Raw genomic sequence first — 15,596 nt, forward strand, 5'->3', positions numbered from 1 at the left:
AGGAGGATATCGAGGCGCTGACGGTTCCGGCCAAGGGCGAGTAAAACCCGATCGTGCCCCGACCGGTCCCGACCGGGGACCCGCCGTCGCTATGCGTCCCGCCGCTTGAGCAGTACGTAGCCGCCGACGAGCGCGGCGATCACCCACAGCACCATGATCCCGAGGCCGCCCCAGGGGCCGTAGGGGGTGTCGTCGTCGACCGGGGTGACCACCTGCATCACCTTGCTGCCCGCCTGGTCGGGCAGATAGCGGCCGATCTTCTCGGTGGCCGAGACATTGCCGAGGATGTTGGAGATCAGGAAGAAGAACGGCATCAGGATGCCCAGCGACAGCATCGGCGAGCGCAGCATCGCGGCCACGCCCATCGAGAACATCGCGATCAGCGTCATGTAGAGGCCGCCGCCGAGCACCGCCCGCAGCACGCCCGGGTCCCCGATCTGGGCCCGCAGGTCGCCGAGCATCGCCTGCCCGAGGAAGAAGGCCGCGAAGCTGGTGGCCATCCCCACGACGAGGGCGAGCAGGGTGGCGACCGCGACCTTGCTGAACAGCAGGGTGCCGCGCTGCGGTACGGCGGCCAGCGAGGTGCGGATCATGCCCGACGAGTACTCGTTGGAGACCACCAGCACCCCGAACACGATCATCGCGAGCTGACCGAGGCTCATCCCGGCGAAGCTGATGAAGGTGGGGTCGAAGGAGAGCTGGTCGCGCGCGCTCAGGTTGTCGTACTCGTTCTTCGACAGCGCCGAGATCAGCATGCCGAGCGCGATGGTGACCAGCACCGCCAGGGAGAGCGTCCACACCGTGGACGCCACCGACCGGATCTTGGTCCACTCGGACCGTACGACCTGGGTCGCCGCCATCTCAGCCCCTCCTCCAGCTCTCGCCCCACTGCTGCCGCTCCACGGGAGTCTCAGCCGTCCCGTCGTGCGCGTGGTACTCCACCGACTCCGCCGTCAGCTGCATGAACGCCTCCTCCAGGGAGGCCTGCTGCGGGCTCAGCTCGTGCAGCACGACATGGTGCTGGGCGGCCAGCTCCCCGATCCGCTCGGACTTCTCGCCGTCCACCTCCAGGTGCCCGTTGCCGCACTCCACGACCGTGATCCCGGCCTCGTGCAGCACATCGAGCAGCCGCTCGCGCTGGGGGCTGCGGATGCGTACGTAACTGCGCGAGTTGCGGGCGATGAAGTCGGCCATGGAGGTGTCGGCGAGCAGCCGCCCCTGGCCGATCACCACCAGGTGGTCCGCGGTCAGCGCCATCTCGCTCATCAGATGGGAGGAGACGAACACGGTACGGCCCTGCGCGGCCAGCGACTTCATCAGGTTGCGGATCCAGTGGATGCCCTCGGGGTCGAGCCCGTTGACCGGCTCGTCGAACATCAGGATGCGCGGGTCACCGAGGAGCGCGGCGGCGATGCCGAGCCGCTGGCCCATGCCGAGCGAGAACCCCTTGGCCTTCTTCCGCGCGACCGCCGTGAGACCGACGGTGTCCAGCACCTCGTGCACGCGCTGCTCGGGGATGCCGTTGCTCTGCGCCAGACAGAGGAGGTGGTGGTAGGCGCTGCGCCCGCCGTGCACCGCCTTCGCGTCGAGCAGGGCGCCGATGTACGTCAGCGGGTCCCGCAGCTCCTCGTAGTGCCTGCCGTCGATGCGGACGTCCCCGGCGGTGGGGTGGTCCAGGCCGAGGATCATCCGCATGGTGGTGGACTTGCCCGCGCCGTTGGGACCGAGGAACCCGGTGATGATGCCCGGTCGGACGGCGAAGGTGAGGTTGTTGACGGCCACTTTCTCGCCGTACCGCTTGGTCAGCCCCTCCAGCTCGATCATGCGGCCACGCTAAAACGGGACAAAGCCCTCTGCCACCCCAGTGGCAGAGGGCTTCGCTGGTGTTCGTCAGCCGTACGCCGGATCGTTACCGGGACTGCTGGGCGGGCACCCCGCGGGAGATCGGCTCGTCCTCGGCCGGCGTACCGGCGGCGGCCACCGCGGCGCCCGTGAGCGTGGCGAGCATCTCGCGCACGTTCGTCAGCTGGGCGTTGATGGAGTCGCGGCGGTTGGTGAGGGCGGCCAGCTCGCGCTCGGACTCCGAACGGATCCGGTCGGCCTTGGCGTTGGCGTCGGCCACGATGTCCTCGGCCTGGCGCTGCGCGGTCTCCACCGTCTGGCGGGCACGGCGCTCGGCGTCGGTGCGCAGCTTCTCCGCCTCCAGACGGAGCTGCTCGGCGCGGTGCTCGATCTCGGCGAGGCGCTTCTCGGCCTTGGCCTGACGGGACGCCAGGTCACGCTCGGACTGCTCGCGGCGCTTGGCGAGGTTGGTCTCGAAGTCGGCGGCGGCCTGCGCGGCCTTGGCGCGGGTCTCCTCGAAGAGCGCGTCCGCCTCCTCGCGCTTGGACTGCGCGTCCTTCTGCGCCTCGGCCCGCAGCTGGGAGGCGTCGGACTTGGCCTTCTCGACGATGCGGACGCCCTCGTCCTCGGCCTTGGCCTTGCGCTCGGCGGCGAACGACTCGGCGTCGTTGCGCACCTGCTGGGCCGCCGACTCGGCCAGCTCGCGGTGCTGCTCGGCCGCGCGCCGGGCCTCCTCGCGCAGGTCCTTCGCCTCTTCCTCGGCGAGGCGCAGGATCTTCTCGACACGCGCGCCGAGACCGGCGTACGACGGCTCGGCGTCGGTGACCTGAGCCTGGGCGTTCTGCGTCTCGAGGTGCAGCTCCTCGATGCGCTTTTCCAGAGCGGTGATGCGGGCGAGAGCGCTGTCACGGTCGGAGACGAGCTTGGAGATACGTTCGTCCACCTGAGCGCGGTCGTATCCACGCCGCACAAGCTCGAAGCCGTAGGGGGAAGTGTCGCTCATGGGGTTCCTGTCGAATGAGACCGGTGAGGTGATAGGGGAATCCTAGGGGTCAGAACGGCGTGTCATCACGCGGATACGTGTTTGATCTGGAGAATGTGACCCCTTTTGGGTGGCTGGACGCCGGACTGCTTGCCAAAGAGTCGGTCAAAGGCTCAAGAAAACACCGGAATCGGACCTCCGCGCTACCCGTCCGACGACTTGCCACCCGAACGTGGGGCCCCCACCGTGGCGCCCGCCTTGACGCCGTCCTTGGGGGCCGACGGGGCCTCGAAGGACTCCAGAGCCTCCAGCACGTCCTGGACCCGGGAGATCTCCGCGTTGATGTCCTCGCGGCGGCGCACCAGCACCTCCAGCTCCCGCTTGCCCTCCTCGACGGTCCGCTTCGCCTCGCGGATCGCCTCCGCCTTCAGCTCCTCCGCCTCCCGCACGAGGGTGGCCTTCTTCTGCTCGGCCTCCTTCAGCAGGCCCTCCGCCTTCTTCACCGCGGCGATCCGGACCTTGCCCGCCTCCGAATTGGCCTCCGACACCAGCTCCTTCGCCTTGGCCTGCGCCTTGGCCAGCTGCTCCTCGGCGGCCTTGATCAGCGCGTCGCAGCGGTCGCCCGTCGACTTCATGGTCTCCGCCGCCTCCCGGCGGGCCCGCTCGTGCAGCTCCTCGATCTCACCGGTGATCCGGGCGCGCAGCTCCTCCGCCCGCTCCCTGATCGCCGTGGCGTCCCGGCGGGCGCCGACGAGCAGCTCGTCCGCGTCCGTACGGGCCTTCTCCACCAGCGAGTTGCCCTCGACCGTCGCCTCCGAGACCAGCCGGTCGGCCTCCTTGCGGGCCGCGCCGACCATCGTGTCCGCCTGGGACTCCGCGTCCGCGGTGGTCTTCAGCGCCTGCTCCTGCGCCTCCGCCAGCAGCTTGTCGGCCTCCGCGGCCGTCTCCGAGATCAGCGTGTCGACCTGCTCGGCCGCCTCCGAACGCCGCTTGTTGGCGTCCCGGCGCGCCTCGTCCAGGGTGCGCTCGGCCTCCTCGCGCGCCGTCGACGTCAGCCGCTCCGCCTCCTCGGCGGCCGCCGCCCTGACCCGCTCGGCCTCGCCGCGCATCCGCTCCGCGTGCTGGCGCGCCGAACCGATCGTCTCCGCGGCCTCCGCGCGCAGCCGCTCCGCGTCGTCCGTGGCGTCCCCGACCAGCTTCTCCGCGCGGGACTTCGCCTCCAGGCGCAGCCGCTCGGTCTCCGCCGCCGTCTCGGTGGTCAGCCGCTCCGCCTCGGCACGCGCCTCGGTGATGAGCGTGTCCACCTGGGCCGCCGCGTCCGAACGGATCCGGTTGGCGTCCTCCCGGGCGTCCGCACGCGTGCGTGCCGCGTCCTGGTCGGCCTGCGCGATGGTGTCCGACGCCTCGGTGCGCACCCGCTGGGCGTGCTCGCTGGCGTCCGTCCGCAGCCGGTCCGCCTCCGCGGCGGCCTCCGCCAGCGTCCGCTCGGCGAGCGACTTCGCGGTCTCGGCCTCCTCGCTCGCCTCCCGCCGCACCCGGCCCGCGTCCTCGCTGGCCCGCTCCCGCTCGGCGTAGGCGTCCGCGCGGACCCGGTCCGCCTCCTCCTCGGCCTCGCGGCGCGTGCGCTCCGCCGCGTGCTCGGCCGCCGACCTCAGGCCCTGGATCTCCTCCTGCGCCTGCTCGTGCAGCCCCGCGACCGAGTCGCGCACCTGCTGGGCGTGGAGCTCGGCCGCCGACACCATCTCCGTGGCCCGCCGGTCCGCCTCCTCGACCAGCCGTACGGCCTCGGCCTGTGCGTCCTCCACGCGCTTGCGCGCCGACGCCAGCAGCTCCTCGCTCTGCTCGCGGGCCCGCTGCCGCTCCTGGTCGGCCTCCTGCCGGGCCGCGCCCAGCAGTTCCTCCGCCTCCCGACGGCGCCGGGCGGCCTCCTCCTGCGCCGCCGTCAGCGTCTCGGACGCCTCCGTCGCCAGCCGCTCGGCGGCGGCCTGCGCCTCCGCCCGTACCCGGTCGGCGCTGTCCTGCGCCTCCGACTTCAGCCGCTCGGCCTCCGCCGCCGCCTCCGACCGCAGCCGGACCGCGACGGCCTCGCCCTCCGCACGGGACGCGGACGCGTCCGAGGCGGCCTCGTCCCGCAGCCGCTGCGCCTCCGTCTCGGCCTGCTGCTGAAGCGCGCGGATCCGCTCCGCGGCCTCGGTGCGCAGCCGCTCGGTCTCCTCCGTGGCCTCCCGGCGGATCCGCTCCGCCTCCGCCCGGGCGTCGCTCAGCGACTGCTCGGCGGCGGCGAGGCGCTCCTCGGCCTCGGTGTGCAGCCGCGTCAGCTCGTCGGCGGCCTCCGCCCGACGCGCCTCCACGGCCCGCTCGGTCTCCTCGCGCAGTTCGCGCGCGGCTCGCTCGGCGTCCGCGGTGATGCCCTCGGCCTGCTCGGTGGCCTCGGCGCGGTGCCGCTCGGCCTCCGCGCGGGTGCGCTCCAGGGTCTCCTCGGCCTGGCGGCGCAGCGTCGTCGCCCGCTCGATGGCCTCGGTGCGGACCTTCTCGCTGTCGGCGGTCGCGGCCTGCCGCAGCTCGTCGGCGTCCGCCTTCGCCTTGGCGAGCAGCTCCTCGGCGGTCTTCGCGGCCTCCTCGATCTGCGCCACGGCCTCCTTGCGGGCCTCGGCGCGGATCTTCTCGCCCTCCTCGACCGCGTCCGCGCGCAGCTGCTCGGCCTCGCCGCGCAGCCGCCGCGCCTCCTCCTGGAGTTCGACGGTCTTGGCGCGGTAGTCCTTGGTGTCGTCCTTCGCCGCGCCCTTGAGCTGCTCGGCGATGTCATGCGCCTCGGCCCGCAGCCGGTCCGCCTCGGCCTCCGCCTCCCGGCGGATGCGCTCGGCCTCCTCGGCGGCGGCTCGGGTGGTGTTCTTGGCGTCCTCGGACGCCTTGTTCAGGACGTCCTCGGCGGTCCGGGCCGTCTTGGCCAGCTGGCTCGCGGTCTCCTCGGCGGTGATCGTACGGGCCTTCTCCGCGGCCTCCGCGACGATCTTCTCGGCCTCCGCGCGGGCGTCGGCGACCAGCTGCTCGGCCTCCGCCTTGGTGGCCTCGGCCTCCTTGGTGGCCTCCGTGACCAGCCGGGCGACCTGCTCCTTGGCCGTCCGCGTGCGCGTCTCGTTGGCGGCCTCGGCGCTGGTGAGCGCCTTGCTCGCGGCCTCCTTGGCCTCGGTGACCAGCTTCTCCGCCTCGGCCTGCGCCTTGCGCAGCGCCTCCTCGGCCTCCGTCATCCGCTGCTCGGCGGCCCGGCTCAGCTCCTGCGCCTGGCGGCGGGCGGCGTCCGACTCGGACACCGTCGAACTGCGCAGCTGCTCCGCGTGGTCGGTGGCTTCCTGCGCCTGCGTGGAGGCCGCGTTCAGCAGCCGCTCCGCGTCGGCGCGGGCCCGGCGCAGCAGCTGCTCGGCCTCCGCCCGCGCCGCCTCCGCCTCGCTCTGGAGGCGCTGCCGCGCCTCGGAGGTCAGCCGCTCGGCCTCCGCCCGCGCCGCCGCCATCGCCTGCTCGGCCTCGGCCCGCGACTCGTCCAGCAGGCGCCGCGCCTGCGACTCGGTGCGGGCCCGCAGCTGCTCGGCCCACGCCACGTTCTCGTTGACGTGCGACTCGACGGTCTGCCGCCGCTCGGCCAGCTCCTGGTCCAGCTGCTGGCGGCGGGTCACCGCCTCCTGGTGCAGTTCGGCCTGGAGCCGGGCGGCCTGCTCGGCGTGCTCCTGGAGGATGCGCTGGGTCTGCGCCCGGGCCTGGCCCAGCTCGCGCTCGGCGTCGGCGCGGATCTGGTCGGCCTGCATCTGCGCGTTGCGCAGCAACTGTTCGGCCTGGTAGCCGATGTCGGCGCTGTCGTAGGCAGGCCGGGTCATCAGGGTGCGGCGGGCCTCGTGCAGCTTGGCCCGCAGCACCTCGACCTGGTAGCCGAGGTCCTCGGCGTGCTGGATCGCCTTTTCCCGCTCGGTCTTCAGCCGTTTCATCTCGGCTTCGAACCGAGTGAGGTGGTCGACGTCAGCCGCCGGCTCTCGCTCCTGGCTCTCGTAGCCCCGCACTGCGCGGTCCCATCCGTCCCCTGGTCGCAAGTCTCTCCAACGAGCACCGTCCATCCGCCGAACGGGGCCCCCGGGGAATGGTGTCAGATCAACGGCGGAGCACGGGCTGCTGCCCCGACGCTCGTCCCCCGAAACCCGGACCCCGGAATGCGGTCACCACTGGGTGGGCGGCGACCGCACCCAACCCTACCGGCCCCTATGTACGAGCATCAGTGCTCAGGTGACTCAACAGGCGCCGAAGTGACCAGTTCTGTGAGTACCCCGTGGCAGTCCTTGGGGTGCAGGAAGGTGATCCGTGACCCCATGGAGCCGCGTCGGGGCTCTTCGTACAGAACGCGTACGCCCTTTTCCCTGACGGCGTCGGCGTCCGCGTCCACGTCCGCCGTACCGAAAGCGATGTGGTGGACGCCCTCCCCGTTCTTGGCCAGCCACTTCGCGACGGTGGAGTCGTCCCGGGTCGGCTCCAGCAGCTGGAGGTACGAGGCGCCGCCGTCCGACGTATCGTTGATCTTGAGCATGGCCTCGCGCACGCCCTGCTCCTCGTTGACCTCGGTGTGGAACACCTCGAAGCCGTACGTGGCCCGGTAGAACTCGACGGTCGCGTCGAGATCGTGGCAGGCGATTCCGATGTGGTCGATTCGCGTCAGCATGGATTCAGTGCAGCGCTCCCGGGGTGGTTACGCAACGTGCCAGCGATCACACCGACGGCCCGGTGACGGCACGGAGTGCCATCAGTACATTCGAAGTAAACCCTCGTTCACTCCTCGGCTGTGCAGCCGGTAAGGGGATCGCAGCTCATGTCTTCTGCAACGAACGGCACGACGTCCGTCATCGTCGCGGGTGCCCGCACCCCGATGGGGCGGCTGCTCGGCTCGCTGAAGTCCTTCTCCGGAGCCGACCTGGGCGGCTTCGCGATCAAGGCCGCCCTCGACCGTGCGGGGATCGGTGGCGACCAGGTCCAGTACGTCATCATGGGGCAGGTGCTCCAGGCCGGGGCAGGGCAGATCCCGGCCCGCCAGGCCGCCGTCAAGGCGGGCATCCCGATGAACGTACCGGCACTCACCGTCAACAAGGTCTGCCTCTCCGGCCTCGACGCGATCGCCCTCGCGGACCAGCTGATTCGCGCGGGCGAATTCGACATCGTCGTCGCGGGCGGCCAGGAGTCCATGACCAACGCCCCGCACCTGCTGCCGAAGTCCCGCGAGGGCTTCAAGTACGGCGCGGTCCAGATGCTCGACGCCATGGCGTACGACGGTCTCACCGACCCTTGGGAGAACATCCCCATGGGCGAGTCCACCGAGAAGCACAACGCCCGCCTCGGCCTCGGCCGCGCCGAGCAGGACGAGATCGCCGCCCTCTCCCACCAGCGCGCCGCCGCCGCGCAGAAGAACGGCATCTTCGAGGCCGAGATCACCCCGGTCGAGATCCCGCAGCGCAAGGGTGACCCGGTCCTGTTCAGCAAGGACGAGGGCATCCGCGCCGACACCACCGCCGAGTCCCTCGGCAGGCTGCGCCCGGCCTTCACCAAGGACGGCACCATCACCGCGGGCACCTCCTCGCAGATCTCCGACGGCGCCGCCGCCGTGGTCGTGATGAGCAAGGCCAAGGCGCAGGAACTGGGCCTGGACTGGATCGCCGAGATCGGCGCGCACGGCAATGTGGCGGGCCCCGACAACAGCCTCCAGTCGCAGCCGTCGAACGCGATCCTGCACGCCCTGAAGAAGGAGGGCCTGGACGTCTCCGACCTGGACCTCATCGAGATCAACGAGGCCTTCGCCGCGGTCGCCGTGCAGTCAATGAAGGACCTCGGCGTGTCCACGGAAAAGGTGAATGTCAACGGCGGCGCGATCGCCCTCGGTCACCCGATCGGCATGTCCGGCGCCCGTCTGGTCCTCCACCTGGCCCTCGAACTGAAGCGCCGCGGCGGCGGCGTCGGCGCGGCCGCGCTGTGCGGCGGCGGCGGTCAGGGTGACGCGCTGATCGTCCGGGTACCCAAGGCGTAGGCACGGCCCCGGCCGGTCCCATCCGATCGAACCTCTCGTGAACGGAGCTGTGATGCAGGACGTCTCCACGCTGGTGACCCAGGCGAGGGAGGGACGGCCGCGTGCCGTGGCCCGCCTCATCTCCCTGGTGGAGGGGGCGTCCCCGCAGCTCAGGGAGGTCATGGCGGCGCTGGCCCCGCTGACCGGCAACGCCTACGTCGTCGGCCTGACCGGCTCACCGGGCGTGGGCAAGTCGACCTCCACCTCCGCTCTGGTCACGGCGTACCGCAAGCAGGGCAAGCGGGTCGGCGTCCTGGCCGTCGACCCGTCGTCCCCGTTCTCGGGAGGCGCCCTGCTGGGCGACCGCGTCCGCATGTCGGAGCACGCCTCCGACCCCGGCGTCTACATCCGCTCCATGGCCACCCGGGGCCATCTGGGCGGCCTCGCCTGGGCGGCCCCCCAGGCCATCCGCGTCCTGGACGCGGCGGGCTGCGACGTGATCCTGGTGGAGACGGTGGGCGTCGGCCAGTCGGAGGTGGAGATCGCCTCCCAGGCGGACACCTCCGTCGTCCTCCTCGCCCCTGGCATGGGCGACGGCATCCAGGCCGCCAAGGCCGGAATCCTGGAGATCGGCGACGTCTACGTCGTCAACAAGGCCGACCGCGACGGCGCCGACGCCACGGCCCGCGAACTGAACCACATGCTGGGCCTGGGCGAGGCCCGCGCCCCCGGCGACTGGCGCCCGCCGATCATCAAGACGGTCGCGGCGAGATCCGAGGGCGTCGACGAGGTCGTGGAGGCGCTGGAGAAGCACCGCGCCTGGATGGAGGAGCACGGCGTCCTCACCGAACGCCGTCACGCCCGCGCGGCCCGCGAGGTGGAGACCATCGCCGTCACCACGCTCCGCGAGCGCATCGGCGACCTGCACGGCGACCGCCGCCTCAGCACCCTGGCGGAACGCATCGTCACGGGGGCCCTGGACCCCTACCGCGCCGCGGACGAACTGGTCACGGGCCTGACCCAGTCCCCCTGACCGGTCTGCAGGCTCCGCTGCCCCCACCCACCCGGTGGGGGCAGCGCCTTTTCGGCGGCCGGATCAGGGACGGCCGCGGTGCCCCCGCAGGTGTTCCGCGATCGGCTTGAGGGCCTTGTCGAGCTGGGTCAGGGCCTCGGGGTTGAGCAGATCGATGAAGTGTCTGCGGACGGACGCCACATGATGGGGCGCCACCTTCTTCATCGTCTCCATGCCGTGCTCGGTGAGAACGGCGTAGAGCCCGCGGCGGTCGGACTCGCAGTTCTCACGGCGCACCAGGTTGGCGTTCTCCATCCGAGTGATCTGGTGCGAGAGGCGGCTCTTGGACTGGAGGGTGGCGGACGCGAGGTCGCTCATCCGCATTCGCAAATCCTCCGACTCGGAGAGATTCACCAGGATCTCGTAGTCGTTCATCGTCAGGCCGAACGGCTGGAGGTCCTTCTCGAGCTGGTAGGTCAACAGCCTGTTGACCTCCAGGTGGGTGCGCCAGGCACACTGCTCCGCATCGGTCAGCCAGCGCGTGGCCGTCTCGGTCTCCATAAATGAAGTCTACCTAAGATGTTGAAAGGTGAACTAACTGACGTGGTGTGACGGTGCGCACGCGTTCGATGTCACACTCCGCAGACTACCGCTCACAGCCCGAAGCGACGCTGGAGGTCCCCCAGCTGTCCGGGAAGGCGCGGTGCCCCCGACTGCGGCCCATGCCCCCCGGTCAGGCCTCCGCCGCCCGGTACCCCGGCCTGCTGTGGAGTCACCCCGGTGGCCTGCTCGGGCATGAGTGTCTCGGTCGACTGGAGCAGTACCGTCCCCGCCCCGACGAACTCGAACTGATGCTCCTCCCCAGAGGCCCCGCCGAGCCCCGTCAGTGCACGTAGACCGCCCATCACACCCGTCATGTACCCGTGGTCGTAGTGGTGGCACGGCGACGGGCAGTCGGCCCAGCCGACGAGCGCCTGCGGGTCCACCCGGATCGGGGGTTCCATGAACACCACCGGACCGTTGGATGCGGCCACGAACTTCCCGGTTCCGATCAGCGTCAGAAAACCCGGCACGATCGACTGCTTGAGCGAAAGACTTGGCTGAAAAGCGAGCAGGTTGCCCGAGCGAATGGTCAGATTGCCGTCTTCCAGGTCGTACGAGTTCACATCGAAGGCCCGGTCGGCGAGCAGCATCTTGCCCGAGCCCTCGGCCACCACCCAGTCGCTCGCGTGCAACGGCGAATGGAACGACGTGCGCACCAGCCGGTCCAGCCGCCCGTGCCCGATGCCGTTGAACTCGATCGACCCGTAGTAGGCGATCATCTTCCCCTTCTGAAGGAACCACTGGCTCCCCTTCAGCTCCACACAGAAGGTGTACGAGTCCACGTTGTCGTCGACCGGCAGGCTCATCGGGTCATGGATCACCGCTGTCACAACTTCTCCTCGGACGCCTGCACGAACACCGCACCGCTCCCGCTCAGCTCCAGCTGGAACGCCTCACCCGACCCACGGCCCACCATGTCCCGCCAGCCCAGCGCGGTGGACAGCTTGTTGCGTACGTCGCCGTAGTGCGCGACATACGCCTGCGGGTCCACATGGACCGGCCGCTGCGGGGTGATCGGCACCTGGAACACGCCCCCGTGCGCCATCACGGCCACGGCGCCGTGCCCCTTCAGGGTGGTCGTGAACAACCCCTGCCCCGTCACCTGGCCCCGGACCATCCCCATGACCCCGCCCTGCGCCCCCATGAACATCGTCCCCTGCTGGAGCGTGCCCTCGAAGGCCAGCAGCCGGTCCGCCTCCACGTACAAGGTGTCCCCGCTGAGGTTGATCACCTCGATGTGGTGCCCACCGTGCCCGAACAAGACGGTGCCGCTGCCCTCCACGGTCATCAGCGGGGTGTCCTCGTTCGCCACCCGGCGCCCGATCATCGACATCACCCCGCCCTGCCCGCTCTGCATATTGGGCGTGAACGACACCTCGCCCTGGTAGGCGAGCATCGCGCCGCGCTGACTGAACAGCCGCTGCCCCGGCGCGACGGTCGCCTCGATCATCTTCGAGTTGACCTCACGGAAGCCCATCTCACACATCCCCCGCGATCGTGTTCCGCTCACTGGGCTGGACGTACACCAGCCCGTCCCCCTCGAACCGCATCTGGAAGGCCTCGCCCCCGCCTTCCCCCATCAGGGTGCGAAACGTCACACCGGACTGGAACGACTGCCGCAGATTCCCCTGATGCGCCACATACGCCCCCGGGTCCACGGTCAGCGGATACTGCGCGCTGACCCGCAGCACCACAGCGGGCCCGTCCGACATGATCGCCGCCTGCCCGTGCCCTTCGACCTTCGTCGTGAACAGCCCGTTGCCCTGCGAGGCGCCGCGCAGCCCGGTGAACTCGGTCCCCGTCCGCAGCCCGGCGTCGGTCACGAGCAGATTGCTCGACTCCACGTACAGCGTGTCCCCCTGGAGGCCGACCAGGTTGATGTCCGAGGCCCGGTCCGCGAACCAGCACGTCCCGTGCCCCTTCACCTCCATCACCGTCATCTGCTCCCCGGTGAGCCGCCGGGTCACCATCCCCCGCAGCCCCTCCCCACCCCCACTCATCTTCTTGAACGCCATCTGGCCGTCGTACGCCACCATCGAGCCGTTCTTCGCCTTCACGGCGTCACCGGTCATCTCGACGGCCAGCACCTTGCTGCCCTGAAGTCGGAACATCGCCACGCTGCGACGGTAGCCGCAGCGCACCCTCCGCCAACAGGGCCCACAGCCCCACCTCCACCCTGACCACCCCCCTAGGGGCATCGGGCTGCGGGCGTTTGCCACAATGAACGAACCTTTGTGCACCCATTCACAAAGATCGCCGAGTCTCTCCCACCCGAAGGTGACCCGTGGACATCAAGACCGCCTCCGCCCTCCGCCGGCTCCGACTGGTCTCGACCCCCGAGGCCGTGTCCTTCCTCCTGCTCCTGGTCTGCTCGGTGCTCAAGCGCACCACGGACTTCAACGCGGTGCCGGTCATGGGCGCGATCCACGGGCTCCTCTTCGTCCTCTACGTGATCTTCTGGGCCGACGCCTGGAACCGGGCCACCTGGTCCGTCAAGACGGCGCTCCTCTACTTCGTCCTCTCCGTCCTGCCGGCCGGCGGCTTCTTCGCGGACCGGCGGCTGCGGCGTGAGGCCGAGAGCGCGGTCATCGCCTCGCGCGCCCGCAAGGAAGGGATCGTGAACGCGTGATCGTCGCCTTCTCCGTGACGCCGTTGGGCGTCGGCGAGGACGTCGGGGAGTACGTCGCGGACGCGGTGCGGGTCGTACGCGAGTCCGGGCTGCCGAACCGCACGGACGCGATGTTCACGTCCGTCGAGGGGGAGTGGGACGAGGTCATGGACGTCGTCCGGCGCGCCGTCGCCGCGGTGGAGGCGCGTGCGCCCCGTGTCTCCCTCGTCCTCAAGGCGGACATCCGCCCCGGCGTGACGGACGGCCTCACGACCAAGGTCGAGACGGTGGAACGACACCTGTCCCCATAGCCCGGCGGCGCGGGAGCGGACCGGGGGTGCGCCCACCCGCGCCACCCTGCGGCACGACTGCCCGCAGCCACGGCGGCGAGCCACCGCGTGCCCGCACCCGCCGTGTCACGGAAGGGGACGTGTCGGGGGTGTCCGCCCGCAGTGGTTCGCGCGGAAAACCCCGTTGGCAACCCAGTTGGCAGATCGCGCGGTTCCGAGGACGGACACCCCCGGCGCGGCCCCGACCCACCCCCACCGGCAGCGCGACGCCCGCCACCCACCGGACGGACACGGGCCGCCGCAGGCACCCGGCTCCCGCACACCCACCTGGACGCCCCCAGTTCGACACGTCCTCAAAAGTGCACTTTCGTGAGGATATCGACTCGTTCGATCAATCACTGGAGGGCGCTGTGCGGCCGGAGGGCTATGACTACGACACCCACAGCCAGCTCGCCGGGCCGCTCAGGGAGGCGTCCGGCGCGCCGTACCGGGTGCAGTACACCTCGCTGCTCTCCCAGGAGCCCCACCGAATACGAGCCGTCCTCCTGATGACGCTCGCGCCGATCCTCACCGGCGCCCTGCTCGTCTACCTCGTCTGGCCGACCCACTGGGTCGAACGCGAGGGCGCCGACCGATGGCTGATCGGCCTGGACACCACCATGCTGGTAGCCATCGCGCTCATCGAGCTGTTCATGCTCGTCAACGTCGCCTCGGTAGCCCACGCCACCCTGGTCGCCCGCGACCCCGTCCCCGTGCCCCCCGAACCCGGCACCCGCGTCGCCTTCCTCACCACCTACGTCCCCGGCAAGGAACCACTCTCCATGGTCCGCGCCACCCTCGAGGGTGCCGTCCGCATCCAGCACACCGGCCCCCTGGACGTCTGGCTCCTCGACGAGGGCGACGACCCCACCGCCAAGGCCCTCTGCGCCGAACTGGGCGTACGCCACTTCACCCGCCACGGCGTCCCGGAGTGGAACCGCCCCACCGGCGTCCACAAGGCCCGTACCAAGCACGGCAACTACAACGCCTGGATCGCGATGCACGGCGACGAGTACGACTTCTTCGCCTCCGTCGACACCGACCACGTCCCCCTGCCCAACTTCCTCACCAGGATGATGGGTTACTTCCGCGACCCCGACGTCGCCTTCGTCGTCGGCCCTCAGGTGTACGGCAACTACCACAACCCCGTCACCAAGGCCGCCGAGTCCCAGCAGTTCCTCTTCCACGCCCTCATCCAGCGCGCGGGCAACCGCTACCGCGCCCCCATGTTCGTCGGCACCAACAACGTCGTACGCATCGCCGCCGTCAAACAGATCCGCGGCCTCTACGACTCCATCACCGAGGACATGGCCACCGGCTTCGAGCTGCACCGCACCCGCAACCCCCTCACCGGCAGGCACTGGCGCTCCGTCTACACCCCGGACGTGCTCGCCGTAGGGGAGGGCCCCGCTTCCTGGACCGACTTCTTCACCCAGCAGATGCGCTGGTCCCGGGGCACCTACGAGACGCTCATCAGGCAGTACTGGAAGGCCCCCTTCCGAATGCCCCCGGGCCGTTTCCTCTCCTACACCCTGATGCTCGTCTACTACCCGATGACGGCCGTCAACTGGCTCCTCGGCATCCTGTCCTGCTTCCTCTTCCTCTGGTTCGGCGCCTCCGGCACCCAGGTGGCCGCCTCGGTCTGGCTGATGCTCTACAGCGACGCCGCCGCCCTCCAGGTCGGCCTCTACCTCTGGAACCGCCGCCACAACGTCTCCCCGCACGAACCCGAGGGCTCCGGCGGCCTCGCGGGCATGGCGATGTCCGCGCTCTCCGCCCCGATCTACCTCAAGTCCCTCGGTGAGGCGGTCCTGCGCCGCCCCAGCCGCTTCGTCGTCACCCCCAAGGGCGGCGGCACCAGCCCCGACCGCCTCCTCACCTTCCGCATCCACCTCGGCTGGGCGGCCCTCCTCGCCGCCTCCCTCACCGCGTCCGTCGTCCTCGACCACACCCACGTGGCGATGCGCACCTGGGCGACCCTGGCCCTGGTGATCTCCCTGGCCCCGGTGACGGTCTGGCTCCTCACCCGCCACACGGAGCCCCGCCCCACCGCAGCCCCCGCGCCCACCCCCACCGCCACTCCCACTCCCACTCCCACCCCGATAGGCAAACCGGCCCCCGCCGTGAACCCGGTCTCCAGCACCGTCTCCACCACCGTCTCCAGCACCACCACAGGAGGTAACTAGGCC

Annotated in this window: 14 protein-coding genes; 5 read left to right on the top strand and 9 right to left on the bottom strand. The window is 70.6% G+C overall.

What is annotated here, in order from left to right:
- Nucleotides 1-89: 89 nt before the first annotated feature.
- From KBY47_RS25515 to mce, 5 genes are all read right to left on the bottom strand, one after another.
- Complete coding sequence (locus KBY47_RS25515; RefSeq protein ID WP_210924658.1) at nucleotides 90-860, bottom strand: ABC transporter permease; 771 nt, start codon at nucleotides 858-860, stop codon at nucleotides 90-92.
- A 1-nt stretch (nucleotide 861) separates the two neighbouring features.
- Nucleotides 862-1,824, bottom strand: a complete 963-nt coding sequence (locus KBY47_RS25520) for an ABC transporter ATP-binding protein (protein WP_210924659.1) — start codon at nucleotides 1,822-1,824, stop codon at nucleotides 862-864.
- A gap of 85 nt (nucleotides 1,825-1,909) precedes the next feature.
- Nucleotides 1,910-2,845 (bottom strand): cellulose-binding protein, encoded by a 936-nt coding sequence (locus KBY47_RS25525; RefSeq protein ID WP_210924660.1) that lies wholly within the window; start codon nucleotides 2,843-2,845, stop codon nucleotides 1,910-1,912.
- 182 nt (nucleotides 2,846-3,027) lie between these two features.
- Nucleotides 3,028-6,873 carry a polarized growth protein Scy gene (scy, locus tag KBY47_RS25530; RefSeq protein WP_210924661.1) on the bottom strand — a complete coding sequence of 1,282 codons (3,846 nt, stop codon included), beginning with the start codon at nucleotides 6,871-6,873 and terminating at the stop codon, nucleotides 3,028-3,030.
- A 209-nt stretch (nucleotides 6,874-7,082) separates the two neighbouring features.
- A complete protein-coding gene (mce, locus tag KBY47_RS25535) occupies nucleotides 7,083-7,523 on the bottom strand; it encodes a methylmalonyl-CoA epimerase (RefSeq protein WP_210924662.1) in 441 nt (146 codons plus the stop codon).
- Between the two features lie 147 nt (nucleotides 7,524-7,670).
- Between mce and KBY47_RS25540 the strand changes: the two genes are divergently transcribed.
- Together KBY47_RS25540 and meaB are read left to right on the top strand one after the other, a co-directional pair.
- Nucleotides 7,671-8,876 (top strand): acetyl-CoA C-acetyltransferase, encoded by a 1,206-nt coding sequence (locus tag KBY47_RS25540; RefSeq protein WP_210924663.1) that lies wholly within the window; start codon nucleotides 7,671-7,673, stop codon nucleotides 8,874-8,876.
- A gap of 52 nt (nucleotides 8,877-8,928) precedes the next feature.
- Nucleotides 8,929-9,888: a methylmalonyl Co-A mutase-associated GTPase MeaB gene (gene meaB, locus KBY47_RS25545; RefSeq protein ID WP_210924664.1), complete on the top strand. Its 960-nt coding sequence runs from the start codon at nucleotides 8,929-8,931 to the stop codon at nucleotides 9,886-9,888.
- Nucleotides 9,889-9,951: 63 nt separating this feature from the next.
- Here the strand turns inward: meaB and KBY47_RS25550 are convergent, their stop codons facing one another.
- From KBY47_RS25550 to KBY47_RS25565, 4 genes are all read right to left on the bottom strand, one after another.
- The gene (locus tag KBY47_RS25550) at nucleotides 9,952-10,428 is read right to left on the bottom strand and encodes a MarR family winged helix-turn-helix transcriptional regulator (protein WP_210924665.1); all 477 of its coding nucleotides are present in this window, start codon (nucleotides 10,426-10,428) and stop codon (nucleotides 9,952-9,954) included.
- A 92-nt stretch (nucleotides 10,429-10,520) separates the two neighbouring features.
- Nucleotides 10,521-11,276 carry an AIM24 family protein gene (locus KBY47_RS25555; RefSeq protein WP_210924718.1) on the bottom strand — a complete coding sequence of 252 codons (756 nt, stop codon included), beginning with the start codon at nucleotides 11,274-11,276 and terminating at the stop codon, nucleotides 10,521-10,523.
- A 20-nt stretch (nucleotides 11,277-11,296) separates the two neighbouring features.
- A complete protein-coding gene (locus KBY47_RS25560) occupies nucleotides 11,297-11,947 on the bottom strand; it encodes an AIM24 family protein (RefSeq protein ID WP_210924666.1) in 651 nt (216 codons plus the stop codon).
- A 1-nt stretch (nucleotide 11,948) separates the two neighbouring features.
- Complete coding sequence (locus KBY47_RS25565; protein WP_210924720.1) at nucleotides 11,949-12,581, bottom strand: AIM24 family protein; 633 nt, start codon at nucleotides 12,579-12,581, stop codon at nucleotides 11,949-11,951.
- A gap of 173 nt (nucleotides 12,582-12,754) precedes the next feature.
- Between KBY47_RS25565 and KBY47_RS25570 the strand changes: the two genes are divergently transcribed.
- The 3 genes from KBY47_RS25570 (at nucleotide 12,755) to KBY47_RS25580 (ending at nucleotide 15,593) form a co-directional block, all read left to right on the top strand.
- Nucleotides 12,755-13,099, top strand: a complete 345-nt coding sequence (locus KBY47_RS25570) for a DUF3817 domain-containing protein (protein WP_210924667.1) — start codon at nucleotides 12,755-12,757, stop codon at nucleotides 13,097-13,099.
- Nucleotides 13,096-13,389: an MTH1187 family thiamine-binding protein gene (locus KBY47_RS25575; RefSeq protein WP_210924668.1), complete on the top strand. Its 294-nt coding sequence runs from the start codon at nucleotides 13,096-13,098 to the stop codon at nucleotides 13,387-13,389. Before KBY47_RS25570 ends, KBY47_RS25575 begins: the two co-directional genes overlap by 4 nt.
- A 389-nt stretch (nucleotides 13,390-13,778) precedes the next feature.
- A complete protein-coding gene (locus KBY47_RS25580) occupies nucleotides 13,779-15,593 on the top strand; it encodes a glycosyltransferase family 2 protein (protein ID WP_210924728.1) in 1,815 nt (604 codons plus the stop codon).
- Nucleotides 15,594-15,596: the final 3 nt, after the last annotated feature.

Source organism: Streptomyces sp. B93, assembly GCF_018070565.1.
GTDB lineage: Bacteria > Actinomycetota > Actinomycetes > Streptomycetales > Streptomycetaceae > Streptomyces.